Below are 26,567 nucleotides of genomic sequence, written 5' to 3'. Positions count from 1 at the left end.
TCCGGTGTCGGAGGCCCTCACTAGGCTTGCCGCATGCTCTCCTTCGACCCGTCCCAGTTGCGTGCGCTCGCGCTCGATCGGGCCGGGCACGCGCGCGTGCTCGGTGCGCCCGGCAGCGGCAAGACCTCGGTGCTGATCGAGGTCGCGGTCGGCGAGATCCTCGCAGCCACGGAGCACGCGACCCGGTCCGGTGCCGCCGGATTCTCCCTCGAACGGGAACTGCTCGTGCTCACCGCCGACCGGCGCGCGGCGGGGCGCCTCCGCTCGGGCATCGAGGACCGCCTGGGCAGACCGATCGAGTCGACGCCCGCCCGCACCTTCACGGCGTTCGCATTCGGGCTGCTCGCCCGCGAGGCGGCCTCTCGCGGCGCGCCCGCGCCCCGCCTGCTGACGGGCACCGCGCACGACGAGGCGACCTCCGCGACCGTCGAAGACCCGGCGCTCCCGGCTGCGGCCGAGGTGCGCGAGCTCATCGGTGCCGAGGCGGTGCAGAGTCCGGCGTTCCGGGCCGAACTGAGAGAGCTGGCGCGCATCGTCGACGACTTCGGCTGGGATCCGGCGGCGCTGGCGCAGCGCATCGTCGAAGCGGCGCGATCGCGCGCCGAGGAACGGATCTCGCGCGCACCGGAAGCCGCGCTCGCGGCCCGATGGACCGCTGCGCTCCGACTGCTCGTCCCGGTCGAGCAGCGGCTCGCCGTCGAGCACCCGGGCGAGCGCTCCGCGAGCGGCCTGCTCGCAGCGGCCGCCCGCTCGGTGCGCGAGGCGGGTGCCGAGTTCCGAGCGCCCCGGATCGTGCTGGTCGACGACGCGCAGGACCTGGGCGAGGGGCAATTGGCGCTGCTCGCGGCCCTGGCGGATCGGGGCTCGCGCATCTGGGTGTTCGGCGACCCCGACATCGCGACGGCCGCGTTCCACGGCGAGAGCACCGAGGTGCTCAGCGATCTCGAAGGAGCGCTCCGCCGCACGGGCGCCCGACCCGAGGCCGCGCCCGAATCGCAAGTGGTGGTGCTCGAGCGCGTCCACCGCCAGACGCCGCCCCTCCGGAACTTCGTCGCGGACCTCACCGCGCGCATCGGCGCCGCGGGCGCGGGTGCGCAGCGCGCAGCCACGTCGGCGATCGCACCGGCGCCCGGCGATTCCCAGGCGGGCGGCGAACGGATCGCCTTCGCGCGGGCATCGACCACGGCCGAGCAGCTCGGTGCGGTCGCGCATCGGCTCAGACGGCGCCGGCTGGGCCTCGACGGCATCGAGGCGGTGGCGTGGGACCGCATGGCGGTGCTGTGCCGGAGCCGCGGGGAGGCGACCCGGACGGCCCGGGTGCTCGCCGGGCTCCAGGTCCCCACCGACGTGGGGTCGGGAGGCATCGTGCCGGGGGAGCACCGTATCGTCCGGGAACTGCTTCGCCTCCTGCAGCACGCGCTCGGCATCTCGGAGCTCCGGCCGGCCGAGGTGCTCGACATCGCCGGTGGCACCATCGGCGGCCTCGACCCGGTGGCTCTGCGGCGGTTGCGCGCGGGCCTTTCGCTGTACGAGCGCCGTCGAGCGCGCGCTGACGGCCGCCCGCCCGAAGGGATCGAGGGCCTGGTGGCCGAGGCGTTCGGGTTCCCCGGCGAGCAGCCGCTCATCGACAGCCGCGGCGGGCGGGTGCTGCGGCGCATCGGACTCATCGCCGCCGCCGGGCGGGCGGTCGCCCGGTCCGGCGGCACCGCGCGCGAGACGCTGTGGGCGATCTGGGAGCGCACCCGGCTCTCCGACCGCTGGCAGGAGGACGCCCTGACCGGCAGAGGCGTCGTCGCCGATGAGGCGAACCGGTCGCTCGACGCCGTGCTGGCACTCTTCTTCAGCCTGCAGCGGCACGAGGAGCAGGCGAGCGCCCAGCCCGTCTCGGAGCTCATCGAGGCGCTGCTCGATCGCGCGGTCCCCGAGGATTCGCTCGCGCGACGCAGCGAACGCAGCACGGTGACGGTCACGACGCCGCAGGGGGCCGTCGGCCGCGAGTTCGACGTCGTCTGCGTGCTCGGCCCGCAGGACGGAGCCTGGCCGAACCTGCGCAGTCGGGGAGCGATGTTGGGCACGGCCGCGCTCGAACGCTGGTTGCGCGGCGGGCCGGCGGAACCACCGTCCCGGCGCGAGACGCTGCACGACGAACTCCGACTGTTCGCGCAGGCCTGCTCACGGGCGCGCTCCGAGCTGCTCGTGCTCGGGGTCTCCGACGACGAGCAGCATCCGAGCCCGTTCTTCGGCTTCGGTGCCGCGTACGAGGTACCGACGCCTCCGAGCTCGCGGCTCACCCTCCGCGGCTCGGTCGCACAGATGCGGCGCCGTCTGGAGGACGATCCCGCTGACGAGGTGGCGCTCGCGTCGCTCGCGGCACTGGCCCGAGCGGAGGTGCCTGGCGCTCGTCCCGACGAATGGTACGGCGTGCTCGCGCCGAGCACGGACGTGCCGCTCGTCGACCTCGACGGCGATCCCGAAGCGGTCGTGCGCGTCAGCCCCTCGCAGCTTGAGCAGTCCGAGCAGTGCCCCCTCGACTGGGTGGTGTCGCGACTCGCAGGGCCCGACGGCGGCGCGAGCTCCGGACTCGGTACGCTGCTCCACCACGCCATGGAGACCGCCGACACTCCGGACGTCGAAGCGCTGATGGACGCGGTGCTCGCCGAATGGGACCGCCTGCCGTTCGAGTCGGAGTGGCAGTCGGAGCAGGGTCGGCGCACGGCCCGGGCCATGGCGACCGGGCTCGCCGACTACCTCGCCCAGTTCGCCCGCTCGGACCGCGGGCTGGTCGACCGCGAAGCGCGGTTCGAAGCGCGCATCGACCGCGCACTGCTGGTCGGCTCTGCCGACCGGATCGAGCAGACCGTCCGGTCGGACGGCGGGATCGAGTGGTCGGTCGTCGACCTCAAGACGGGCAGATTCCGCCCGAGCGCCGCCGACCTCGCCGAGCATGCGCAGCTGCAGGCCTATCAGCTGGGGATCATCATGGGCACCTTCGCGCACGAGACCGAGGTCGTGCCCGGGGGACCGCCCGGCAACGGGGGCGCACGCCTGCTGTTCGTGCACCCGAAGGCCGTGCGCGCCGGAACCACCTTCACCGAGGCCGGGCAGGAGCCGCTCGACGCGGATGCCCAGCGCGCGTTCCGCGAGCGCGTCCGCACCGCGGCCGGCGTCATGGCGGGCGGGCGCTTCACGGCACGGGTCGAGCACCACTGCAGCGACCCGCACCGCCCGGGCTCCTGCGCCATCCACATCGTTCCGGCGGTGAGTCACGCATGAGCCCCCAGCCGCATGAGCATGCCGACGGAGGCGACGCGATCGTCCCCGTGTTCGCCCCGCTCCGCATCGCCGAGCTTCTCGCCGGCCCCGACGGACAGATCCTGGCACCGACCGCGGAGCAGCGCCGGGTGATCGAGCACCCGCTCGCCGGCAGCGCGCTGGTCATCGCCGGCGCGGGCAGCGGCAAGACCGAGACGATGGCGAACCGGGTGGTCTGGCTCGTCGCGAACGGCCTCGTCGCACCCGAGCAGGTCCTCGGTCTCACCTTCACCCGCAAGGCCGCCGGAGAACTCGGCGAGCGCATCTCGCGCCGCCTCGCCGGCTTCTCCGCCGCCCTCGGCGACGCCGAGGAGCGCGGTCTGCTCTCGCCGCCCGAGATCGCCCGCGCCGCCGCGCTCCGCGAGCAGCTGTCCGACGGCCTGGACCTGCCCAGCGTGAGCACCTACCATTCCTTCGCGGCGTCGGTGGTGCAGGAATTCGGTGCCGCGGCGGGGCTCGCGTCCGACGCCGCGCTGATCGACGAGGCCTCCGCCTGGCGGATCGCCCGCGAGGTCGTGCTCGCGAGCGACGACCCCGCCCTGCTGGACGACGACCGCTCGGTCGCGCAGCTCGTCTCGCAGGTGTTGCGCATGGACCACGAGGTCGCCGACCACCTGACCTCCCTCGAACGCGTCGACCTCGTGATCGACGAGTTCGCTCGGGTCGTCGAGCTGCCCTACTCCGAGAAGGAGATCGGCAAGCCGCCGACCGGCAAGGTCTACGCCCCGGTTCGCGACGCCGTCGCAGACGTCCGATCGACGGCGCTGATCACCCGGCTGGCGCGCGCCTACGCCGAGGAGAAGCGCCGCCGCGGCCTCATGGAGTTCTCCGACCAGCTCGCGCTCGCCGTGCGAATCCTCGACGCTGCGCCCGACGCGGTGGCGGCGCTGCGCCGTCGAAGCCGCGCCGTGCTGCTCGACGAAGTGCAGGACACCTCGGTGGGGCAGACCCGACTGCTGTCCCGCATCTTCGCGGGTCTTCCGGTCATGGCCGTGGGGGACCCGCACCAGTCGATCTACGGCTGGCGCGGAGCCTCCGCCGAAGGACTCGAGTCCTTCCACCGCGATTTCCGGGGGCGGGGCCCGAGCGCGCCGCAACGCTCACCCTGTCCACCAGCTGGCGCAACCCCGAGCTGGTGCTCCGCGCGGCCAACGTGCTCGCGGGCCCGCTGCGCGCCGAGGCTGCAATCGACGTCCCCGAGCTCGCGCCGCGACCCGGTGCGCAGGCGGGAACCGTCGAGATCGCCTATCCCGAGACGCTGCACGAGGAGCAGGCGGCGCTCGCCGACTGGATGCGGGACGCACGCGCCTCGCACCGGGAGGCGACGGGCGAGTGGCCCACCGCCGCGATCGTCTGCCGCAATCGGCGGGTCATGCCGGCCCTCGCGAGCGCGCTCTCGGATCGCGGCGTGCCGAACCGCATCGTGGGGGTCGGCGGTCTGCTGACCACGCCCGAGGTGACGGATCTCGTCTCGGCACTGCGTTGCCTCTGGTTCGCCGACGCGGGCAGCGAGCTGGTCCGCCTGCTCAGCGGTCCGCGTTTCCGGGTCGGCGTGGCCGACCTCGACGGCCTCGTCCGGGCGGCTCGGTGGTTCGCGGAGCGCGACGTGGCGCATCAGCGCATCGATGATGCCGATCGCAGCGCGGGCGGCGTCCTGCCCGATCCGGACCAGGCGTTCACCACCATCGACGCGGTCGACGAGATCGCCGGACTCGCCTCGCTCAACCACGCGGCACTGCAGGCCATCAGCCCCGTCGGGCGGCAGCGGATCCGCGAGGCCGGAATCATGCTGCGGCAGTTGCGACAACTCGTGGGCGGCGGGATCCCCGAACTGCTTCGCGCGGTCGAGCAGGCCCTGCGTCTCGATATCGAACTCGACGCCCACGCAGCCCGCGGCCACGACGGCGCCGCGGCGGCCCGCGCCAATCTGGATGCGTTCGCCGATGCGGTCGACGCCTTCCTCGCGGTCGATCGCGACGCCACCCTGCCCAGCCTGCTCTCCTGGCTGGAACTCGCGACCGAGGACGATTCGGCGGCGGAGCACGTGCCCGAGCCCGAACCCGGTACCGTCCAGCTCATCACCGTGCACGGGTCGAAAGGCCTCGAATGGGATCTCGTGGCGATTCCCCGACTCGTCGATCAGGAGTTCCCCGGACGCGGCCGCGATTCCAAAGGATGGCTCCGGCCGGGCCAGCTCCCGGACGAGCTCCGCGGCGATGCGGCGGCGCGTCCGGATCTCGCCTGGCGCATCGCGTCCACCCAGCAGGAGGTGCGCGACGCGATCACGGGCTATCGGGATGCGTTGGCCGAGCGCTTCGCCGCCGAGGAACGGCGTCTGGCGTACGTGGCCGTCACCCGAGCCGCGAAACGTCTCTTCCTGAGCGGCTCCTTCTGGGGCGGGCAGACCCGGCCCCGCAGCGCGTCGACCTACCTGCACGAGCTCGCCGAGGCCGGACTCGTCTCCGCTCTCCCCGGCGAGAGCGCGCACGAGGCCGACCCGAGCGCATCCGAGGAGACGATCCTCGATTGGCCGCTGGACCCGTTGGGCGCCCGCGCCGAGGCCGTGCGCCGCGCCGCCGGCGCCGTCGAGGCACGCCTCTCCGAAGCTCCGGACGAAGGCACCGCCTCGATCGACCCGATCGTCGAACTCCTCCTCGCCGAGCGTGAGCGGGCGCGCTCGACGCTCAGCGCTCGGGGTGCCGATGGGGATCCGGGTTCCGACGCGGAGAATCAGCCCGAGAACGGATCCGACCCGGATGCGGGCCCCGGCTCGACGGTCGAGCGGATCACCGCTTCGACATTCCACGAGTTCGTCGACGAACCCGAAGCCGCCGAGCGTGCCCGGCTCCGCCCGGTTCCGCAGCGTCCCTACCGGCGCACGCGCGTCGGCAACCGGTTCCACGAATGGGTCGAGCGGCGCAGCTCCACCGCGGTGGGCACGCGGCTCACGCTGCCCGGTTTCGGTGACGGCGCCTTCGCCGGCGACCCGGAGGGACCGGGGATCCTCCAGCGGAGCGGCTTCGCAGGGGCCGGCGAGTTCGAGGAGGTGGACGGCGGACCGGGGGTTTCCGACGAGCCGGCCGTGTCCGACGAGCCGGCCGTGTCCGGCGCGTCGGCCGTGCCCGGCGAGTCCGGAGACGGGCTCGACGAGGAGGAGCGCGTCCTGCAGGAGCTCATCGCCAACTTCGAACGCTCCGAGTGGGCCGATCTGCAGCCGATCGCGGTCGAGCAGGAGATCTCCCTGCCGTTCGCGGGCAATCGCCTGGTCTGCAAGCTGGACGCCGTGTTCCGGCACGGCGACCGGATCGAGATCGTCGACTGGAAGACGGGGCGAGCACCGCGGGACGACGCGGAGCGGGAGACGAGGTTCTACCAGTTGGCGCTGTATCGGCACGCCTGGGCGAGCTGGACGGGTACTCCGCTCGAGCGGATCGATGCCACTCTCTACTACGTCGCGGACGACGTGATCCTTCGCGACGAGCGGCCCCTCGGCCTGGACGAGCTGGAGCGGCGCTGGTTCCTGGCGCGTCGCAGTCTCGAGGTGCGTCAGGAGTGATGCGGGCCGACGCGGTCCTCAGCGGCTGCGGGGTCCGTCGTCGAGGGGCTCGATGACGTCTGTGACCTGTTCGGAGGCGTCATCGGCGCGGGAGGCGGTGCCGGGGCCCGCTGCTATCGGCTCGCCTGCGGGATCGCTGTCCGACGCGTCCTGAGTCTCGCGGTCCTGAGCTTCGCCGTCCTGAGTCTCGCGGTCCTGAGCCTCGCGGTCCTGCGAGCCCGCCGAGTCGGCCGAGGCCTCGGCCGTGCGGCCGTCCTGGGGTCCGGCTCCCGCCGCGCTGTCGTCGAGGGGCTCGATGAAGTCGGTGTCGGCGTGGAACATGCGGTCCTCGTCGAGCGCTTCGAACGCGGCGGTTTCGGAGAGGCCTTCGGGCGCTTCGGGGGTCTCTTCGAGGAGTTGTGCAACTTCCGCGGTGCCGAGGCCCGTCCGGATCGGGACGGGGAGGTCAGCTTGGTGAGCCGGTCGACCATCCGGTCGAGCATGGCGACGGCATCGCTGACGATGTCCTGGTCGTGGGTTTCGACTCCGTGCATCAGCCACTCGGCGACTTCGAGCTCTCGGTAGAGCTTGGCGCGTGCGCGGAGCCATCCGACGTGGCCGGTGTCGCTGATCGCGGCGTATCGGGCGAGCACGGATTCGAAGACTTCGTCGCCGGCGGCGAGGAGCCAGGCGAGATCCGCCGCGGGGTCTCCGACGGAGAACTCGGACCAGTCGAGGACGCCGGTGATCCGGTCGTCGGTGATCAGGACGACCTCCGCGGTGAAGGCGCCGTGCACCGGGGCGGGAGCGAAGTCCCAGAGGGCGGTGGATTCGAGCGCTTCCATCCAGCGATGGTGCACGGTCTCGGGCAGGAGGCGGGTGCGCTGGGCGCGGTCCACGAGCCGGGCGACCTGGGCGCGGACTTCCACGGCGTCGCGCACGGGGAGGCCGCCTTGCTGCACCAGTGCGGTCGGGAGCGCGTGGATCGCGGCGATGGTCTCGGCGATGGACTGCAGGACGAGTGCGTCCGACTCGAGGTCTTCGACGTCGATCCGGTCCCCGTCGAGGAGGGTGGTGACGACCGCCCGGGAGTCTCCGGCGCGGGTGAGCCCGAGCGTCTCGGGGACAGCGAAGGGGAGCGCGGCGCGCGCACCTTCGGCGAGCGCTGCGAGGCTGAGCAGCTCGGCGGACTGGGCGACTTCCGCGGCGGGGGTGCGCGGCACGCGGACGAGCAGATCGCGGCCATCGCCGACGATTCTGGCCGAAACGAACTCCCCGCTGCGATCCTCGTTCAGGTCCAGTGCCGTGACGGTGAGTCCGGGCACCGCGGAGGTCGCGAGCGCGGCTAGGGTGAATGGGGAGCTGGCCATGCACTCAGCGTAGGCAGGCGGCGCATTTCGTGCCGCACGCCACGCGCATCTGCGGGGAGCTCACGGGGAAGAAAGGACGATCGGATGACCGCGACTCCGTTGCCGCCGCTCTCGAGCGGGACGCTCGACCGGGATGCTGCGACCCGCACCGATTCCGCGCTGCTCGCGGCAGCCTGGTCCGATCCGGCGGCGCGCCTGCTCGTGCTGCGTGGTTCCCGGGTGCCCGTGCTCGGCGCCGCAGAGGACGGAGGGGCTCGACTCGCCCTGTCGTCCGTCCTCGGCGAGTTCGGAGACGAGCATGCGTACCTCGGCCGCTTCGACGGCGCACCGATCTTCGTCGAGTTCGGGGCCGACGCCGCGGCCGACACCCCTGGGTCCGGCACGGCCGAGTCCTGGGCGAACCCGCTCGAGCTGGGCGGCCTGCGGAGTGACGGCGAGCGAGAGATCATGACCGCCGCGCTCGCCCTCGCCGCGTGGCACCGGTCCGCCGGTTTCTCCCCGGTGGACGGCCGGCCCACGCGCCCGAGCTGGGCCGGATGGTCTCGAACCGACCCCGATGGTGCGCTGCTGTTCCCCCGAACCGACCCCGCGGTGATCGTGCTCGTCGAGCACGAGGGGCGCGCCCTGCTCGGTTCGAACGCTCTCTGGGAGGCGGGAAGGTTCTCCCTGCTCGCCGGATTCGTCGACGCGGGCGAGTCCGCGGAACAGGCGGTGGTGCGCGAGATCCGCGAGGAAGCGGGGGTGCCGGTGGACCGGGTCCGGTACATCGCTTCCCAGCCGTGGCCGTTCCCGCGCTCACTGATGCTCGGTTTCCACGCGAGCCTGCAGCCCGGGTTCGACCCGGACGCGCTGGCCCCCGACCCCGAAGAGATCTCGGAACTGCGCTGGTTCACTCGCGCCGAACTGAGAACTCCTCCTCCCGGCGTCCGTCTACCCGGCCCGCTCTCGATCGCCCGTTGGCTGATCGACCGCTGGGTGGACGAGGCATGATCCGAGAGGATCCGCTTGCCGGGCTCGACCCCGAGCAGCGCGAGGTCGCGGAGTGCCTCCGCGGTCCGGTCGCGGTGCGAGCCGGGGCCGGAACCGGCAAGACGCGCACCATCACTCACCGGATCGCCCACGGAGTCCAGACCGGTGCCTACGCGCCGGATCGGGTGCTGGCGGTGACGTTCACTCGGAAGGCCGCGGGGGAGCTGCAATCCCGCCTTCGCGCCCTCGGAGCCGAGGGGTCCGGGCGCAGACGTTCCACGGGGCGGCGCTGGCCCAGCTGGGGCATTTCTGGCCGCAGCTCGTCGGGGGACGGCGCCTCAGGTGCTGCCGGGAAAGGTCGCCGCGGTCTCGCAGGCGGTCGAGGCGATGGGCCTGCGGCTGCCGGCGGAGGCGCTTCGCGATATCGCGTCCGAGATCGAGTGGCGCAAGGTCTCGATGCTGAGCATCGAACGATATGCCGCGAGGATCGACGAACGTCCCCTGCCGCAGGGGATCAGCGCTGAGCAGATGATCCAGGTGCACGAGTCCTACACGGAACTGCTGGAGGCCCGGCGGCAGATCGATTTCGAGGACGTGCTGGTGCTCCTCACCGGCATGCTCGAGACCGAACCGCGGGCCGCAGTGCACGTCCGCGAGCGCTACCGGTTCTTCACCGTCGACGAGTACCAGGACGTTTCGCCGCTGCAGCACGCGCTGCTCAAGGTGTGGCTCGGGGACCGGACCGACGTCTGCGTGGTCGGCGACGCGAGCCAGACCATCTACGGCTTCGCCGGAGCCTCGAGCGCGCCGCTGCTGCGCTTCGCAGCCGAGTATCCGGGCGCGCGTGAATTCCGGCTCGAACGCAACTATCGATCGACCGCGCCGATCGTGCAGACCGCGAACCGGCTCATGCGGGATCGGCCCGGAGCGCTCACGCTGCGCCCGATGCGACCGGAGACGCCTGAGGACCAGCTGCCCCGCGTCGAGTGGTTCGCGACCGAGCACGAGGAAGCGGCTGCGGTCGCAGCGTCGATCCGCGCGAGCATCGAGTCCGGCACCCCGGCATCCGAGATCGCGGTGCTCTCGCGCACGAATGCGCAGTCCGCCCGTGTGGAAACGGAACTGGCGAATCAGGGAGTGGGTAGCCGCGTGCACGGAGGCCAACGCTTCTTCGATCGCGCGGACGTGCGCCAAGCGGTGCTGCTCATGCGCGGCCAGGCGAAGGTCGCCGATCCGCGCCCGCTGTTCCAAGTGGTCAGCGATGTACTGCGCTCGTGCGGATGGACGACGCAGGAACCGGAAGGTGCGGCGCAACGCGAACGCTGGGAGGCGCTCGGCGCGATCCTCTCCCTCGTCGACGAGATGCCGCCGGGGACCACGATGGAGGCCTTCAGTGAAGAGCTGCTGGCGCGGCAGAAGGCGCATCATGAGCCCACTCTCGAAACGGTGACGCTGAGCGCGATCCACGCTGCGAAGGGCCTCGAATGGTCTCTCGTCCATGTGGTTGGCCTCAGCGAGGGGGTGCTGCCCATCGCGCACGCGATCGACGAGGACGACATCGATGAGGAGCGGCGTCTCTGCTACGTCGCCTTCACCCGAGCGCGCGACGAGCTCCGGCTGTCTGGATCCGCAGCCGGGGCCAGAGCCGCGCGGATGCCGTCCAGGTTCCTGGCGGAAGCCGGCATCACGCTGACCGAGCACTGAGTTCCGTTCCGGTCGCGGAGGGCGTGTGGCTCCGGTCGATCCTCGGCGGGAACGCAGCGGGAGCCTCGCCCAGTCCGAGGGCCTCGAAGGAGTGGCAGTCGCACGAGGGATGCGGGAGTACGGGCTTCGGCGTCGGGGCGTCGAGCACGGCCCCGCCGCTGCACGGGAGCAGGAGGCCGCGGGAGGATCCCGAGGCGGGCCCCTCCCGTCGCGCGTTCGCGATGGTACGGAGTACCAGTGCCGCTACGAGTTCGCTCGTCTCGGCGGTCTCGCTCGCCGGGACCGATTCTCGAAGCTGAACGGCGAGGTCGACCTGATCCGGATCCCGGTCGTGATCGTGCAGTGCGAAGCAGGTGATGCACGGGGAGCCGTCGCTCGCGATCACGGGGCTGATCTCGACGCTCCGGTCGGAGAATCGGACCGCGAGGTGCGGTGTGCCATTCGCCAGTGCGTGCTGCGAGCCCGTGACCGGCCAGCCGAAGCGAGACAGGAAGACGACGAGGTCGGCCCGGGCCGACGGTCCGCGCGCCGTCCGCTGCGGGAGCACCCGGCACCCGGCCCGCTCGAGCATCGAGCGGAGCGCCGCGGCGGGGAGACCGTCGCCGACGAGCCTGATCCGTCTGGCGTTGAACGGAGCCTCGGAAGGAACCAGGACCGCTGAAGCTGCACGAGCCCGGGGCGCGGCCGGGATCAACGCCTCTTCGAGTTCGGAGAGCAACGCGGGGATCTGCTGCGCCGGGACCCCGCATCGCCGGGCCAGCTGAGCGAGCTGGGAGAGAGGCACGGGTGCGCGGAGCGCGGCGATGAATCGCTCGACCCCGGCGCCGAAGTCGCCGACGCGTGCGACCGGGGTATCGAAGCCCAGGCGAAGCGCGCCGCGCCGGTCGAAGCCGAGCGGGAGATCGGGGTCGAGCCGCACCTCGGCTGCGGGCTCGACGGCGGACGGGGGCGGCGGATCGAACGCGATGGAATGCATGCGGACCAGTGTGCGATCCGGGTGCTCGTGCGGCTCCGTTGTCCACAGGGGGTCGAGCGCGGACGAGGCGTCGCCGTCCTATCCGATCTGTGTGCGGGACCAAGCCCGCCCGCTCCGTCCCGTGTCCGGCTCGGCGCGTCAGACGGCGGGAGGCCGGGGATCCTCGTCGGGGTCCGTTCCGTCCTGGGATTCGTTGGCCGACGGCTCAGGACGGTCGAGTCCTTCCAGCCCGCCCGCCAGCAGCTTCTGCAGCTCCTGATCGAACTCGTCGACCTCCGGCTCGGGATCCCCCGCGAGACCGATCCGCTCGAGCAGACGCGCCGGGTGGTCCAGCTCCTCCGCGGTCGGCAACAGGTCGGGGTGCGCCCAGAGCCCGTCGCGAGCCGAGATCCCGCCGCGTTCGGCCACGAGGCGCCACACCGCTGCGGCTTCGCGCATGCGCCGGGGGCGCAGTTCGAGTCCGACCAGGGTGCCGAACGCGTGCTCCGCGGGTCCACCCGTCGCCCTGCGGCGTCGCACCATCTCAGCGATCGCGTCGGCGCCGGGCAGGCGGCTGACGGCATCTGCAGTCACCGCGTCCACCCAGCCGTCGATGAGGGCGAGAGTGTTCTCGAGGCGTGCGTGCGCGGCCTCCTGCTCGGGCGTCTTCGGCGGGATGAGGGCTCCGCCGGCGAGCATTTCCTGGACCTGCTCGGGCCGCTCGATGTCGAGTTCCGAGGCCAGCTCCTCGATACGGTCGGTGTCGATCCGGATCCCGCGGGCGTAGTCCGTGATGGCGCTCAACAGGTGCTGCCGGAGCCAGCGCGCGTGACGGAACAGGCGTGCGTGCGCGAGCTCCCTCACCGCGAGGTAGAGCGTGACCGCCTCCGCGTCCTGGTCGAGTCCCTCGGCGAACGCCGCGACTCCGCTGGGGAGGAGTGCACCGCCCTCCCGTCCGGGACCGGTGAGCAGCGGGATGCCGACGTCGCCGCCCGCGCTGATCTCGCGCGAGAGCTTGCCTACCACGGTGCCGAGCTGCGTGGCGAAGAGCGCACCCCCGACGCTGCGCAGCATCGGGCCGGCGCCGGCGAGCGACTCGCCGAGTTCCTCGGGGAGCTGGGAGGTCAGCGCGTCCATGAGCGCCCGGGTAATCGATTCCGCGACCGGTTCTGCGAACCCGACCCAGGTGTCGATGGTGGCCTGGACCCATTCGATGCGGGTGATCGCCCGCGGAGCATCCGGTGCTGCGCCCACCTCGGTCACTTCGTCGAGCCAGAGCCCGGCGACGGGGAACGCGCGCTCCACCTGTGCACGGTCGCCGCCCTCGCCGCCCTCGGCGGCCACGTCGATCGCGGTGCGGCGGGTCACCGACCAGTCGATCCCGTCGGCGGGCTGGCGCATCGCGTTCTGCAACGTGTTCATGAGCCCCTGCAAAGCCTGCTGATCGATGGGGAGCCCGGCCGCCGACGCGAAGGCGGAGGGGTCGATCCCGCCCGCGGGACCCTTCCCCGAGAGGAACTCGCGCAGCATGCGCTGCAGGTCGTTCTGGTCGTCAGGGGTGTTCTGCTCGTCTTCGGGCCCGCGGCCCTCGCCATCGTGCGAATCGGTGCTCATATGCCGACCTCCTGGTGTTACCACAACGGTAGGGCACAGGCCCCGGGATCACCCGGGGAATCCTCGGTTTCCGCTGCGATTCCTTTGCGCCCACCGCGAACGTTCCCGGCGAGCGGTGCCGGTTCGTGCGACGTACAGTCCGCACATGGGAGGTTCGGGCTACGCTGGCGCGGTGCCCGCAGATACCCCTTCCACGTCCGCACGGCGATCCGGCGTCCGCACCGGATCGCTCGTGTTCGTCGACACCGATCTGCGGGGTCCGGAGGCCGGACGAGGCGGGCGCTCGCTCTTCATCATCGTCGCCATCGCGGCGATCCTCGTCCTGCTCGCCTCGGCAATCCCCTCGCCCTATGCGATCGAGCGTCCAGGGCCCGTCGTCGACACGCTCGGCACCGTCGAGGGCGGAGGAACGGGCACGCCGCTGATCACGATCGAGGGGGAGCGGACCTACCCGACCTCCGGGACGCTCAACCTGCTGACGGTGACGATGGTCGGCACTCCGCAGAAGCCGAACTCCTGGCTCTCCCTGCTGCCCGCACTGCTCGACCCGAACCAGGAGCTGGTGCCCATGGAGGAGATCTACCCGAAGGGCATCACCGAGAAGCAGCGCGACGAGGCCAATGCCGCACTGATGACCTCGTCGCAGGATCTCGCGACGGTGGCGGCGTTGAACGCCCTCGGGCGGAAGGTTCCCGCGGAGCTCGTGGTCGGTCAGGTCGTCGACGGCGGTCCGTCCGACGGGATCCTGCAGGACGGGGACGTCATCCGGTCGATCGACGCGCGACCGGTGACGAGCCTCACCGAGCTTCGTGACGGGCTGCGGCGGGCCGACGGCGCCGTCACGCTCGTGATCGATCGGGGCGGCGCATCGAAGACCGTGCGGGTGACGCCGCGAACGGCGGAAGCGGGATCGGCGCCGCAGCTCGGGATCCTGGCGGGCTCCCGCTTCGACATCCCGGTGAAGGTCCGGGTCGAGGTCGAGGGGATCGGCGGTCCGAGTGCCGGCACGATCTTCGCGCTCGCGATCTATGACAAGCTGACGCCCGGAGACCTGACCGGAGGGCTCCGGGTGAGCGGCACCGGGACCATCGATGCGTCGGGCGAGGTCGGGGCGATCGGCGGCCTCCCGCAGAAGCTCGCGGGAGCGGAACGCGCGGGAACCGATGTGTTCTTCTTCCCGGTGGCGAACTGCGCCGACGTGCCGAGCTCTCTCCCGAAGAACCTGCGAGTGGTTCCGGTCTCGACGTTCGCGGAGGCGCTCGAGGCCGTGCAGGACGCCGCTGCGGGTAAGCCGACCCCGACCGTATCGCAGCGCTGCGGGGTACCCGGAGGCTGAGTGTCAGGGGCGACCGGTAGGCTGTCCGGAACTCAAGCATCTGCCCGATTTCGACCGGAAGATCACACGTGACCGATCAGACAGCCCCGAACACGACCGGGCGCCGCCGTATTTCTCCGATCGCGATCACCATCGCGCTCGTCGTCATCCTCATCCTGGCGTTCCTCGCGGTCGCCTCCGTGGCCACCGAGGTGCTCTGGTACCAGCAGCTCGGTTTCCTCTCAGTCTTCACCACGCAGTGGATCGCCACCGCCGCGATGTTCCTCGTCGGGTTCCTCGGCATGGCCGTTCCGGTGTTCTTCGCGATCGACATCGCCTATCGCAAACGTCCGGTCTACGCCCGGCTCACCGCGCAGCTCGACCGCTACCAGGAACTCGTCGAGCCTCTGCGCCGAGTGATCAAGTGGGTGCTCCCGGCAGTGATCGGCCTGTTCGCCGGGGTCACGGCCGCAGCATCGTGGGAGCGAGTCCTGCTCTGGCTGAACTCCTCGCCGGTGGGGACCAAGGACCCCGAGTTCGGGCTCGACATCTCCTTCTTCATGTTCGATCTGCCGGTCTGGCAGGGGATCGTCGGGTTCGCCTCGGCAGTCGTGCTGATCTGCCTCATCGCGGGTGCGGTCACGAGCTACCTCTACGGCGGTATCGCATTCTCGGGACGCGACACCCGTATTTCGAAGGCGACCCGGGTGCAGGCCGCGGTCCTCGCGGGGCTCTATCTCCTGCTCCAGGGCGTCAGCCTCTGGCTCGACCAGTACCGCACGCTGACCGACAGCAGCGGCCGGTTCACGGGCGCGACCTTCGCCGGGGCCCACGCGGTCATCCCGGGCAAGCAGATCCTCGCCGGTATCGCGATCATCATTGCGATTCTCTTCCTCATCACCGCTTTCACCGGCCGCTGGCGCCCTCCCGTGATCGGAACGGCGCTGTTCGTCGTCACCGCGCTGGTGATCGGCGTCGGCTACCCCTGGGGCGTGCAGACGCTGCAGGTGAAGCCCGACGAGAAGCGTCTGGAGGCCGAGTACCTCGGCCGGAACATTCAAGCGACCCGGGCCGCCTACGGGATCGACAAGGTGCAGACCGAGTACTACGACGCAAAGACCACGGCAGAGGCCGGCGCGCTCCGCAATGACGCCGTCGCAACCTCGAACATCCGCATCATCGACCCGGCGATCGTCTCGCCGACGTTCGCCCAGCTCGAGCAGAGCAAGCAGTACTACAAGTTCCCGAGCCCCTGAGCGTCGACCGCTACACGATCGACGGCAAGGTGGAGGACACCGTCTCCGCCGTGCGCGACATCGACGTTTCGGATCAGCAGGGCTGGTACAACCAGCGCCTCGTCTACACGCACGGTTACGGCCTCGTCGCTGCGTACGGCAACCAGCGCTCTCCGAGCGGCGAACCGGTGTTCCTCGAGAGCGGTATCCCGACCAGCGGCAAGCTCGGAACCTTCGAACCCCGCGTGTACTTCGGACAGAACTCTCCGACCTACTCGATCGTCGGCGGCAAGCACGACAAGCCGATCGAGGTCGACTATCCGGCCGACGCCGAGAGCAATGCCGAATCGGCGGAGAGCGGGAAGACGGGCGACGCCAAGGCGAACGCGTCGAAGGAGCAGAAGGGCGGCCAGAACCTGACCACCTTCTCCGGCGATGGTGGCCCGAAGCTCGACGGGCTCTTCACGCGTCTCATCTACGCGCTGAAGTTCCAGGACATGGAGATCCTGCTCTCCGGTTCGGTGGTCGAAGGCTCGCAGATCATGTACGACCGCGACCCCTCGACCCGTGTCCAGAAGGTCGCTCCGTATCTGACGCTGGACACCGCGCCCTACGCCTCGGTGGTGGACGGTCGCGTGGTCTGGATCGTCGACGGGTACACGACCTCGGCCGACTATCCGTACTCGCAGGTATCGGACATGACGAACCTGAAGTCCGACGTCCATTCCCAGAACTCGAACGAGTTGGGAAAGCGGGTCAACTACATCCGTAACTCCGTCAAGGCGACGGTCGACGCCTACGACGGCTCGGTCAAGCTGTACGCATGGGACGACAAGGACCCCGTGCTGCAGGCGTGGGGCAAGGTCTACCCGGGCACCCTCACGAGCGTGTCGAAGATGAGCGGCGATCTGCTCAGCCACGTGCGCTACCCGAGCGACATGTTCAAGGTGCAGCGTGAGATGCTCGCGACCTACCACGTGACCGATCCCGGAGCCTTCTACTCGGCGGAGGACGCATGGCGCACCCCCGACGATCCGGTCGCCAAGACGGCTCAGCAGCAGCGAACGAACACTCCGAGTGCGACCTCGGGTGCCGCGGCCGGCGTGCCCGAGACGGACTCCGTGACGCGGCAGCCTCCGTATTACCTGACGCTGTCTGCCGGGGCCAAGGCGGCACCGACGTATTCGATCTACTCGACCTACATTCCGAAGTCGCGGAAGGAGAACTCGCGAGAGATCCTCACCGGCTACCTCGCCGCCGACGCGAACGCCGGCTCCACGGCGGGCAAGGTCGCGGAAGGGTACGGAACGCTCAAGCTGCTGACGCTGCCCAAGGGGGACACGATCCCCGGCCCGGGGCAGGTGCAGAACAGCTTCACCACCAACTCCGGAGTCTCCAGCCAGCTCAACCTGCTGCGCCAGGGGGAGAGCCAGGTGCTGAGCGGCAACCTGCTGACCCTGCCGATGGGCGGTGGCCTGCTCTACGTGCAGCCCGTCTACGTGAAGGCGTCCTCGGGGACGAGCTTCCCGACGCTGCAGAAGGTCCTCGTGTCCTTCGGCGATCGGATCGCCTTCGAGGACACCCTCGATGCGGCGCTCGACAGCCTCTTCGGCGGTAACTCCGGCGCGAGCGCGGGTGACGGCGACACGCCTGTTCAGAACGATGGCGGGGGCACGTCGGGCGGTTCCTCGAGCGGAACCGGCTCGAATGGCTCCGGGGCCACCGGCGGGAGCGACTCCGCGCTGCAGTCGGCGCTCGCGCAGATGAAGCAGGCCATCGCCGACCGCGACGCGGCGATGAAGGCCGGAGACTGGGCGGCCTACGGCAAGGCGGACGCGCAGCTCAAGGCCGCGCTCGAGGCTGCGCTGAAGGCCGAACCGAAGAAGTAGGAAGCCGGCACAAACAGCCCTGATGCGCGAAGAGCGGCCGGGCCCGGGAAACCGGGGCCGGCCGCTCTTCGGCGTTCGCAGCTCATGCGTACGAGGAGGCATCGCCCCTGCACACCGTGCGCGAACGCACTGCACGCGTGCGTGGTGGCCGTCGCTGTGCGTTCCCCACTCGGTGCATCGATCGCGCAATGGCGGCCGCACGGTATCCGCGTCAGAGTAAACGGCAAGCCCCGGTCGGTGAGGGAACGCAGAAAGCGCCGTGTGAACCGGCATCTGAGGAGGATCCCGAGAAAGGCGAAAGGCCCTGATCCGGTGTAAAACACCGGATCAGGGCCTTCCTCATAGTTGCGGGGGCAGGATTTGAACCTACGACCTCCGGGTTATGAGCCCGGCGAGCTACCGAACTGCTCCACCCCGCGGCACAAGAATTAACTATAACCCCGGTCTGCGTGAAGGGCAAGCCTGAGTCCTGGAAGACGCATCCCGGGCGTGTCGATGGTGCTGTGGATAGCGCCGTCCCGAGGCGAGTCGCCGCGCATCCTGGTCGCCCGGCGGATCCTCCGCCGCGAAAGGAGATTCATGCCACTGCCTCCCCGAATGCGCGCGGTTCTCCCGCCGGGCGGGCGCGACGGCGTTCCCGGCCGGATTCCTCCGGGCCGGAACACCGCCGCGCTGGCCGCTGGAGTCCTCGTGCTCACGCTGTTGCTGATGCTGCTGATGATCGAGCGCATCCCGGCTGCGAGAGCCGCCGAGAGCGCTGACGTCGTGTCCATCGCCGGATGGGAACTCGGCAACTTCCGCTCGTCGAACGGCGAGATCGTCTACTGCTTGGAACCCGGAGGAAGGATGCCGGCCGGTGCCCAGCGCGAGCCTGCGCTCGTCTCAGAGCTTCCGGCGTTCTGGACGACTTCGTTCGATCAGACGGGATGGTCCGGTGCGGTGTCGAGTGCCGCTGCAGGGGGAGACACCATCCGGCGCATGAACTACCTGTTGTCGGTGCACGGCGCGACCCGTGACCCTCGGGCGGCCGCAGCGGTGCAACTCGCCGTATGGCTGGTTCGGCCGGACCCGGGAACGGACGCCTGGATGAAACACCACATCATCTGGGCCGAGACGCATGGGGCGGCGGACATCGTCCAGCGAGCCAGGGCACTGGCGAGCGAAGCCAGGACGAATGCCGTTCCGGTGCGGATCGAGTTGCCGGGCGCTCTGGAACTCCGAGCTGACGACGGCTTCCGCAGCGGCGAGCTCTCCTATCCGAGCGGCACGACATCGGTGACCATCGCGGGAGCTCGATTCCCGGACGGATCGACGACGAGGACCATCGTGGACGGTGCCGCGGGAACCGTCGCCTGGCGGGCCGAACTGCATGCGGACGGATGGGAACGCAAGCGAACGGTCACCGCAGAGGGAGCGTGGAAGGTGTCGAAAGCGCAGTGGCCGGACTCCTTGCGGTTGCATCCACCGACAGTGGACGCGCAGCAGCGTCTCGGCGCCGGCATCGGGCCGGGTCAGGCTCGACGGGAAGGGCGGTTCGAGCCGACCTCGCTCGAACATGATGAACGCTTCGAACCGGTGCTGACGACGCGCGTGCCGCAGGTCGACCTGATCCGCGAACGGGACCGCTTCGCAGACACGGTGACCCTCGCTATCGAGGAGCAGGGCAGGCCCTGGCCCTGGCGGATGAAGGGTGGCGAAGTCGAGCACGCGCCGGTCCGTGCGGAAGGCACGGTCTACGGACCATTCGCGCAGGCGCCTGTCGAGGGCGAGCGGGTTCCCGCCGGTGCCCCCGTCGCGGCCCGTGCGACCCTTCTGGCCTCCCGCGGTCCTGGGGAGTACTCGGTCTCCGCGGACTCGGCGCCGGACGAAGCCGGCTACTACGTCTGGGTGTGGCGGATCCGGGGTGACCGGCAGCCGCAGGATGTGCGATCGGCGGGTCTGATCGATCCGGAGTACCGCTTCCAGGACCGGTTCGGCGTCTCCGAGGAGCAGCACCGCGTCGCGACGGCCCTGCGCTGGACGACCCGGATCTCTGCGGACGGGCTGCGATGGGATCATCGCGGGTTCAGCGACCGCGTGACCGTTGAACTGCAGCACGGGGCATGGCTGCGGGACGAGAACGGGGACCGGATCCCGGCGAGAATCCGGCTGACCGCGTACGGCAGCGAACAGCGTCCCGAGCGGCGGGCCGAGCCCCTGCGGATGCCCCCGAGCTCGCCGCCTCGTTCGTCGAGGTGAACGCGCCTGGCGTGGTGGAGAGCGAACCCATGGAGCTCCCGCACGGGACTCGCGGGTGGGTGACCGTGCAGGCCTGTCTGAGACAGGAGGACCAGGACCCTCGTGCGGCCGGTGCGTTCGAGGACTGGTGCGACGACTATGGAATTCCGGACGAGACCGCGGAGATCGAGGTGCCGAGCATTCGTACCGAAGCGCAGGAGCAGGCGCTCGTCGGCGATGGGATCAGGGACCATGCGGTCGTGGAGGGGGTCGTGCCCCGGGGGACCGAGATCGACTTCACGTTCTATCTCCAGCCGAAGGCCGGCGAGCCGAAGTTCGATGAGCGATGGCAGCCGAAGCGCGACGCGATGGGCGAGGTCATGCGCTGGAGCGCGTCCGAGCTCGAAAGCCTGAGCCCAGAGGCGTACTGCCTCGCGCAGCCGGTCGGGCGTACGGCGGCAGTGCCCATCGGTGCCGCTGGTCGGTTCGCCTCTCCGGAGCTCCGTGCTCGAAGTGCGGGCACCGGGTACTGGGTCGAAACGGCTACCGTCCCGGGGAACGGGCCCGAGGCCCCGCGCGTCGAACTGCATCGCGGCGAGTGCGGCTTGGATACTGAGCGGACGATCATCCAGGCGGCACCCGAAGATCCTCCCGCGACTGCTCGGCCGGAAGCTCTGCCGCGGACCGGCGGTCTTCCGGGAGGGGCCATTATCGGCATCGGTTCGGCCCTCATCCTGTGCGCGGCGATTCTGGCGATTCGTGTCGGAACGCGTCGGCGTTCCGCAGCGCCGCGAAGCACGCCGGACGGCGCCCGAAATGGGATCGGAATCGCGATGAGGGCGCGCGGCTCGCGCCGGACCTGACCGAGACAGGCCAAGGCCGGTGCAGTCGGGGAGCGGCGCGGGCGAGAGTCCGCCCGTTCCTCGCCTGCACCGGATTCCCGGAGGACGAACGCGACCCCGGTTGCGCGCTGAGCCGTTCGGGGCGGTTATGGAGCATGCACAAGCCAATTTCATAGGATTGGTGGGCAGTCTGGGTGCATCGAGAAGGGAACCCCCAAATGAGTACGACTCTTGAACACGAGCCCGCACAGACTCCGTCCGGGCAGGCCCCGCAGGGCGGCGTGCCCCAGGTGCCCGCGTCGGACGCACTGGACCAGGCGCCGGCAGCGCAGCCGACCGCTCCCCAGCAGGCGCAGCCGCAGACCCCCGCGGCCGACCCGCAGCAGATGCCCCAGCAGACCACTCAGCCGACCGTGCAGCTTCCCGAGACCCTGCCGCAGCAGCCCGTCGCGCAGCATTCCGGAGTTCCCGCAGGGCAGGGCTTCCCGCAGGGCGTTCAGACGGCCGCTCCCGCCGCGGGTATCGTCGGCGGGTACGCGCAGCCCGAGGTGCAGCACGAGTTCGCGCAGCAGCCCGGAGCCGCCTTCGGGCAGGCTCCCGAGTATGCTGCTGGGCCGCAGCCGGCACCGCACGCCGGGGCGGCTCCCCAGCAGAGCCGCGGGCGCAGCGGAGCGTTGCTCGCAGGGCTCGCGATCGGGGCACTCGTGGGCGGACTCGTCGGCGGCGGAGCCGCGGCGGTCGTGGCCGCCAACTCGAACGATTCGGCCAGCACGAGCAGTCACGGTGGAACCCTCACGCTCAAGAACGGGAGCACCGCCACCAACGTCTCCGGCGTCGCCGCCGTCGCCACTCCGAGCGTCGTGACGCTCGAGGTGTCGGGCAGCTCCTCGCAGGGCTCCGGCTCGGGCGTCGTCTACCGCTCCGATGGGTACATCATCACGAACGCGCACGTCGTCACTCTCGACGGGGCGGCGGGCAAGAACCCCACGATCCGCGTCATGACCAGCGACGGCCGGATCCTTGCGGGCAAGATCGTCGGCGTCGATCCCTACGCGGACCTCGCGGTCGTGAAGGTCGACGCCACGGACCTGACCCCGATCAAGGTCGCGGACTCCGACAAGCTCAACGTCGGCGACATGACGGTCGCGATCGGCGCCCCGCTGAACCTCGCGAGCACCGTGACCAGCGGTGTGATCAGTGCCCTCAACCGAGGCATCTCCGTCGGCAGCCCGCTCATCCCCGACAACACGCAGTCCCCGGACCAGGGGGCGGCAACGGCGGCTCGGGCAGCGACGGCGGCTCGAACGACGGCAACGGCTTCCCCTGGGACTTCCGCTTCCAGGACCCGGGCCAGGGCGGCAGCAACGGCGGTTCCGACGGCAACGGTGGCGGCTCGAACGGCGGACGCCAGAGCCAGCAGCAGTCCTCCGGCGGCACGGTGACCCTCCCCGTCATTCAGACGGACGCCTCGATCAACCCCGGGAACTCCGGTGGCGCGCTCCTGAACGGGGACGGGCAGCTGATCGGCATCAACGTGGCGATCGCCTCGAACGGCAGCGATCAGCAGACCGCCGGCAGCGTCGGCCTCGGCTTCGCCATCCCGTCGAACCTGGTCACCCGCGTCGCCGATGCACTCATCGACGGCAAGCAGCCGAGCCACGGCCTGCTCGGCGCATCGGTGTCCGACCCCTCCGGCGATGCGAGCCACGCGGGCGGACTGGTCCGCTCCGTCGAGAGCGGGAGCGCAGCCGACAAGGCCGGCCTCAAGGCCGGGGACATCATCACCTCCGTCGGCGGCGTGCCCGCCTCGTCCGGCACCTCGGTATCCGGCCTGATCCGCATGCACGAGGGCGGAAGCAAGGTGAAGCTCGAGTACATCCGCAACGGCAAGACCGAGGAGACCACCGCGACGCTCGGCACCCTCAAGTACTGAGGACCCCGCCGCGCACGCGGAACCCGACTCGAACGAAGGGGGCGGTCGCATCGAGCGACCGCCCCTTCGGCGCGCGCAGCGGGACCGCAGAGGCGCCGGACGGCTAGAGTGGAGCAGATGAGCAGCGGTGGATTCGGCTTCGCGAGAGGCAACCTCGAGAAGGTGCTCGCGATACCCAAGTACGCGGGTTCGCTCCTGCTCTCCTGGTTCATCCCGAGGATCGCGACTCTCTGGGTGTTCGGCAGCGGCATCGGCGTGGGAGAAGGCGCGCTCGCGCTCGCTCGCGAGCTCCGACGCACCGACCCGAGCGCACGGATCATCTGGCTCGTCGCCGACGATTCCGAAGCGGCGCTCGCCGAGTCCGAGGGCTTCCGGCCCGTGCACCGGCGGGGACGCCGGGGCTTCTGGGCGACGCTCCGCGCCGGCCGCATCGTCGTGACCCACGGGCTGGGTGACGCCAACCGCTTTGGCGTGTTCGGCGGACGCATCATCCAGCTCTGGCACGGCGCCCCGCTGAAGCGGCTCCACCTCGACTCCCCGGTCACGACCCGCATCGGAGGACCCGCGCCGGTCCGGATCCTGCTGCGCCGCATGTACGAAGCCGGGGCCAAGCAGGTGGCCCTCTACGTCGCGGGATCCGTCGAGTCCGCCGAGCGGCTCCGCTCGGCATTCCGGGTCGACCCGGGCCGTGTACAGGTGCTCGGAGATCCGCGGGATGATGCCCTCGCCGAACAGCGCAGGGATCCTGCGGCAGCGGCGGAGGCGAGAGCGCGGGTGCTGGAGCTCCTGCGGAACGCCGGAACCGAGGCGTTCCCTCCCGGACACGAGGCCGACCTCTCCGGCCCGCTGGTGCTCTACGCGCCGACCTGGCGGGACGGCGACCCGGATCCGGCGATCCCCGACGCGGCGGAGCTGGCGGCGATCCGAGGGGCGCTCGAGCGTCTGGGCGCGCACCTCGTGATCCGCTCCCACCCCCTCGGCGCAGGCGCCTACTCCGAGGCGCTGGGAGGACGGATCCACGGGCTCGGCGCGGACCTCGTGCGCGATATCACCCCGCTCCTCGGGGCCTTCGACGCCGTCATCACCGACTACTCCTCGATCGCCATCGACTTCTCGCTGCTCTCGCGCCCCATCGTGTGGTTCGCGCCGGATCTGGAGGCGTACGCAGCCACCCGCGGTCTCTACGAGCCGCTGGAGGTCACCGCGAGCGGCCGCATCGAGCGCACCTGGCGGGAGACCCTCGACCGACTCTCGGAAGTCCTCCCCGAGGACGCGCCCGCACGGCGCGGTGCGGTTGCGGCGAGCCGCGCACTCGCGGACCGGTTCCACGCGCATCCCGAGGGCGGGGCGGCGACGCGGGTGCTCGCGGCCGCACTGCGGCTCTCGGCGGGCGATGCCGAGCGGATCCCCGACGGGGCGGTGTTCTTCGAGAGCTTCTACGGTCGCCAGGTCACCTGCAACCCGCTGGCCCTCGATCGCGAGATCGCGAGCCGATTCCCGGAAGCCCCGCGGTTCTGGAGCGTCACGAGCGAACGACAGACGGTGCCTGCGGGAGCGACGCCGCTCCTCGTCGGTTCGGCGGACTGGTTCGCCGCTCGGCGCCGATCGCGCCTGCTCGTGGTCAACGACTGGCTGCGCTTCCGATTCCGTCGCGGGCGCCACCAGACGGTGCTGCAGACCTGGCACGGGACCATGCTGAAGCACCTCGCGCTCGGACGCCCGAACGTGGGCCTCCGGACCAGGATCGCGATCCGACGGGAAAGCCGACGCTGGAGCGTCATGCTGTCGCATAACCCGCATTCGACGGAGCAGTTCCGACGGAGCTACGCCTTCCGCGGCGAGATCCTCGAGACGGGCTACCCGCGCGACGACCGGCTCGCCGCATCCGTCGTAGGTGACGCACGGATTCCGCTGGCGGTGGACCGGGCGCGGCGCGACCTCGGCATCGCGGCGGGCGCACGAGTGCTGGTCTACGCGCCGACCTGGCGGGACTCGGGCGTCGAGCTCGTCGACGAACTGGACGTGCGCGCGCTGGCCGATGAGCTCGGAGACGGCTGGATCGTGGCCGCTCGAGGGCACACCAGGACCCACGGGTTCGGCCGCTACGGTGTGGAGCACCCCCGCGTGCTCGACGTGTCCAGGTACCCCGACGTCAACGACGTGCTGCTGGCCGCCGACCTGCTCGTCACCGACTACTCATCGATCATGTTCGATGCCGCCGTCGCGCGGGTTCCGATGGCCTTCTTCGTGCCGGATCTCGCGTCCTATCGCGATCGGGAGCGCGGCTTCACCTTCGACTTCGAAGAGCGTGCTCCGGGGCCGCTGCTCACGCGCCGGGACGAGGTCGTCGCGTGCGCCCGCGAGATCGCGGCCGACGGGGGCGACGCCGACTGGGTGCGAGGCGTCCGCGCGCGCTACGACGCCTGGTGCGCGAGTTTCGTGCCGCACGACGACGGGGGAGCCTCTGCGCGGGTCGTCGACGCGCTCGTGCAGCGGGGTGCGTTGGGCTAGACGCCCGGAAGGACCCGCCTCCGTCGGCGCCGATCGGAAATGAACCGGCCGGAGAAGGCCGGAACCGGTCCGCGGCTATTCCGTTCGTGAGCGATCGACCGTGCGACCGCCGCCGAGCAGGATTCCCTTGAGGAATCCGGCGCCCCAGCTGAAGTGCATCGTCACCAGGGTGCGGAACGAGAGCAGACGGTCGCCGAAGCCCTGCTGGTCGGGCATTCGGGTGACGCCGAGCAGGACTCCCGCGAGGTAGCCCAGGGTGCCGAGGTGCAGCACCGACCACAGCGACCACCAGGGGAGCAGGCCCGCACACTGGAGGGCGAAGACGATGAGGTCGGCCGACACTCCGAGCACCAGCGCTCCCGGGACGAAGAAGCGCCACGGATTGGCTCTGCCGTACTTTCGGACGAGCACCGCGCGCCAGGCGCCGGTCGCGAAGAACTGCCGAGCGAGCGCGCCGAAGCTCGCCCGCGGCCAGTAGGTCACCCGCAGCCGCGGATCGAACCAGATGCGCCCCCTGCCCGTCGGATCCGCAGGTTCAGCTCCCAGTCCTCGCCGCGCCGGATCTCGGGATCGAAGCCGCCCGCGCGCTCGATCGCGTCGCGCCGGAACACACCGAGGTAGGCGGACTCGGCCGGGCCGGCGATCCCATCGCCGTGGTAGGCGCCGCCGCCGAGCCCGAAGGGGCTGTTGTACCCTCGGGCGATGGCGCGCTGCACGGCGCCGCGACCCGCAGCGCGCATGATGCCGCCGACATTGTCGGCGTCCTGCTCCCGAAGGGACTCGATGCCCCGTGCGGCGTAGTCGGGGGTGAGCTCGGAATGCGCGTCCACCCGGATCACGACCGGATGGCGGCTCGACGCGATGGCGAGGTTCAACGCGATGGGGATGTCCCGCCCGGGGTTGTCGACGAGCCGCACGCGGGGATCCTCGGCCGCGAGCCGATGAGCGATCTCCGTGGTCCCGTCCGTCGACGGACCCAGCGCGAGCACGATCTCCTTGGCGCCCGGGTACTCCTGCGCGAGCACCGTTCGGACCGCGGGCTCGAGGTAGTCGGCCTCATTGAGCACGGGCATGATGAAGCTGACCGCGGGCAGCACGGGGAGCTCGGGGCGAGGAGTCGTCACCCGTCGATCCTCGCACGTGCCGCGCGCGCTTCGCTGACGGAT

At 70.8% G+C, this 26,567-nt stretch carries 16 protein-coding genes, 1 tRNA gene and 2 pseudogenes; 13 read left to right on the top strand and 6 right to left on the bottom strand.

Going from position 1 to position 26,567, the window contains the following annotated elements; translation table 11 throughout:
* The first annotated feature begins 33 nt into the window (after nucleotides 1-33).
* The 3 genes from AB3K78_RS07555 to AB3K78_RS07545 are packed head-to-tail and all read left to right on the top strand — an operon-like array spanning nucleotide 34 to nucleotide 6,868.
* Complete coding sequence (locus tag AB3K78_RS07555; RefSeq protein ID WP_416447141.1) at nucleotides 34-3,273, top strand: PD-(D/E)XK nuclease family protein; 3,240 nt, start codon at nucleotides 34-36, stop codon at nucleotides 3,271-3,273.
* Complete coding sequence (locus AB3K78_RS07550) at nucleotides 3,270-4,757, top strand: UvrD-helicase domain-containing protein (protein ID WP_416447140.1); 1,488 nt, start codon at nucleotides 3,270-3,272, stop codon at nucleotides 4,755-4,757. Before AB3K78_RS07555 ends, AB3K78_RS07550 begins: the two co-directional genes overlap by 4 nt.
* Nucleotides 4,685-6,868, top strand: a complete 2,184-nt coding sequence (locus AB3K78_RS07545) for a 3'-5' exonuclease (RefSeq protein WP_416447321.1) — start codon at nucleotides 4,685-4,687, stop codon at nucleotides 6,866-6,868. The genes AB3K78_RS07550 and AB3K78_RS07545 overlap by 73 nt, the downstream gene beginning before the upstream one ends.
* A gap of 113 nt (nucleotides 6,869-6,981) precedes the next feature.
* On the opposite strand, the gene AB3K78_RS07540 is transcribed toward AB3K78_RS07545, so the two are convergent.
* Nucleotides 6,982-8,217, bottom strand: a complete 1,236-nt coding sequence (locus AB3K78_RS07540; protein WP_416447139.1) for a phosphotransferase — start codon at nucleotides 8,215-8,217, stop codon at nucleotides 6,982-6,984.
* A gap of 84 nt (nucleotides 8,218-8,301) precedes the next feature.
* Between AB3K78_RS07540 and nudC the strand changes: the two genes are divergently transcribed.
* The 3 genes and pseudogenes from nudC to AB3K78_RS07525 all read left to right on the top strand — a co-directional run bounded on the left by nudC (nucleotide 8,302) and on the right by AB3K78_RS07525 (nucleotide 10,890).
* Nucleotides 8,302-9,207 (top strand): NAD(+) diphosphatase, encoded by a 906-nt coding sequence (gene nudC / locus AB3K78_RS07535; RefSeq protein WP_416447138.1) that lies wholly within the window; start codon nucleotides 8,302-8,304, stop codon nucleotides 9,205-9,207.
* Nucleotides 9,204-9,374 (top strand): annotated as a pseudogene (locus tag AB3K78_RS07530) (UvrD-helicase domain-containing protein); the annotation flags it as partial. The gene nudC and the pseudogene AB3K78_RS07530, both read left to right, overlap by 4 nt.
* A gap of 154 nt (nucleotides 9,375-9,528) precedes the next feature.
* Nucleotides 9,529-10,890 (top strand): ATP-dependent helicase, encoded by a 1,362-nt coding sequence (locus AB3K78_RS07525; protein WP_416447137.1) that lies wholly within the window; start codon nucleotides 9,529-9,531, stop codon nucleotides 10,888-10,890.
* Here AB3K78_RS07525 and AB3K78_RS07520 read toward each other — a convergent pair.
* Together AB3K78_RS07520 and AB3K78_RS07515 are read right to left on the bottom strand one after the other, a co-directional pair.
* Nucleotides 10,871-11,866 carry a hypothetical protein gene (locus AB3K78_RS07520; protein WP_416447136.1) on the bottom strand — a complete coding sequence of 332 codons (996 nt, stop codon included), beginning with the start codon at nucleotides 11,864-11,866 and terminating at the stop codon, nucleotides 10,871-10,873. The genes AB3K78_RS07525 and AB3K78_RS07520 overlap by 20 nt on opposite strands.
* 138 nt (nucleotides 11,867-12,004) lie before the next feature.
* Complete coding sequence (locus tag AB3K78_RS07515) at nucleotides 12,005-13,459, bottom strand: zinc-dependent metalloprotease (RefSeq protein WP_416447135.1); 1,455 nt, start codon at nucleotides 13,457-13,459, stop codon at nucleotides 12,005-12,007.
* A gap of 172 nt (nucleotides 13,460-13,631) precedes the next feature.
* On the opposite strand from AB3K78_RS07515, the gene AB3K78_RS07510 reads away from it, so the two are divergent.
* Entirely contained in the window at nucleotides 13,632-14,795 is a 1,164-nt protein-coding gene (locus tag AB3K78_RS07510; RefSeq protein WP_416447134.1) for a PDZ domain-containing protein, read from the top strand.
* A gap of 68 nt (nucleotides 14,796-14,863) precedes the next feature.
* Nucleotides 14,864-17,898: pseudogene (locus tag AB3K78_RS07505) on the top strand (UPF0182 family protein).
* Between the two features lie 345 nt (nucleotides 17,899-18,243).
* Here the strand turns inward: AB3K78_RS07505 and AB3K78_RS07500 are convergent.
* Nucleotides 18,244-18,317, bottom strand: a tRNA-Met gene (locus tag AB3K78_RS07500).
* Nucleotides 18,318-18,495: 178 nt separating this feature from the next.
* On the opposite strand from AB3K78_RS07500, the gene AB3K78_RS07495 reads away from it, so the two are divergent.
* The 5 genes from AB3K78_RS07495 (at nucleotide 18,496) to AB3K78_RS07475 (ending at nucleotide 25,401) form a co-directional block, all read left to right on the top strand.
* Entirely contained in the window at nucleotides 18,496-20,136 is a 1,641-nt protein-coding gene (locus AB3K78_RS07495) for a hypothetical protein (RefSeq protein ID WP_416447133.1), read from the top strand.
* 59 nt (nucleotides 20,137-20,195) lie between these two features.
* A complete protein-coding gene (locus AB3K78_RS07490) occupies nucleotides 20,196-20,978 on the top strand; it encodes a hypothetical protein (protein ID WP_416447132.1) in 783 nt (260 codons plus the stop codon).
* Between the two features lie 197 nt (nucleotides 20,979-21,175).
* On the top strand, nucleotides 21,176-22,399 hold the full coding sequence (locus tag AB3K78_RS07485; protein WP_416447131.1) for a trypsin-like peptidase domain-containing protein: 1,224 nt from the start codon (nucleotides 21,176-21,178) through the stop codon (nucleotides 22,397-22,399).
* Nucleotides 22,396-22,890: a S1C family serine protease gene (locus tag AB3K78_RS07480; protein ID WP_416447130.1), complete on the top strand. Its 495-nt coding sequence runs from the start codon at nucleotides 22,396-22,398 to the stop codon at nucleotides 22,888-22,890. Before AB3K78_RS07485 ends, AB3K78_RS07480 begins: the two co-directional genes overlap by 4 nt.
* 117 nt (nucleotides 22,891-23,007) lie before the next feature.
* On the top strand, nucleotides 23,008-25,401 hold the full coding sequence (locus AB3K78_RS07475) for a CDP-glycerol glycerophosphotransferase family protein (RefSeq protein ID WP_416447129.1): 2,394 nt from the start codon (nucleotides 23,008-23,010) through the stop codon (nucleotides 25,399-25,401).
* A 75-nt stretch (nucleotides 25,402-25,476) separates the two neighbouring features.
* Here the strand turns inward: AB3K78_RS07475 and AB3K78_RS07470 are convergent, their stop codons facing one another.
* Nucleotides 25,477-25,884: a hypothetical protein gene (locus AB3K78_RS07470; protein WP_416447128.1), complete on the bottom strand. Its 408-nt coding sequence runs from the start codon at nucleotides 25,882-25,884 to the stop codon at nucleotides 25,477-25,479.
* The gene (locus tag AB3K78_RS07465; protein ID WP_416447127.1) at nucleotides 25,881-26,525 is read right to left on the bottom strand and encodes a glycosyltransferase; all 645 of its coding nucleotides are present in this window, start codon (nucleotides 26,523-26,525) and stop codon (nucleotides 25,881-25,883) included. The genes AB3K78_RS07470 and AB3K78_RS07465 overlap by 4 nt, the downstream gene beginning before the upstream one ends.
* Between the last annotated feature and the right edge of the window lie 42 nt (nucleotides 26,526-26,567).

The sequence above is a fragment of the Leucobacter sp. HNU genome (assembly GCF_047946755.1).
Taxonomy (GTDB): domain Bacteria; phylum Actinomycetota; class Actinomycetes; order Actinomycetales; family Microbacteriaceae; genus Leucobacter.
The sequence above is the reverse complement of the archived record's forward strand: the minus strand, read 5'-3'. Positions and strand labels throughout refer to the sequence as shown.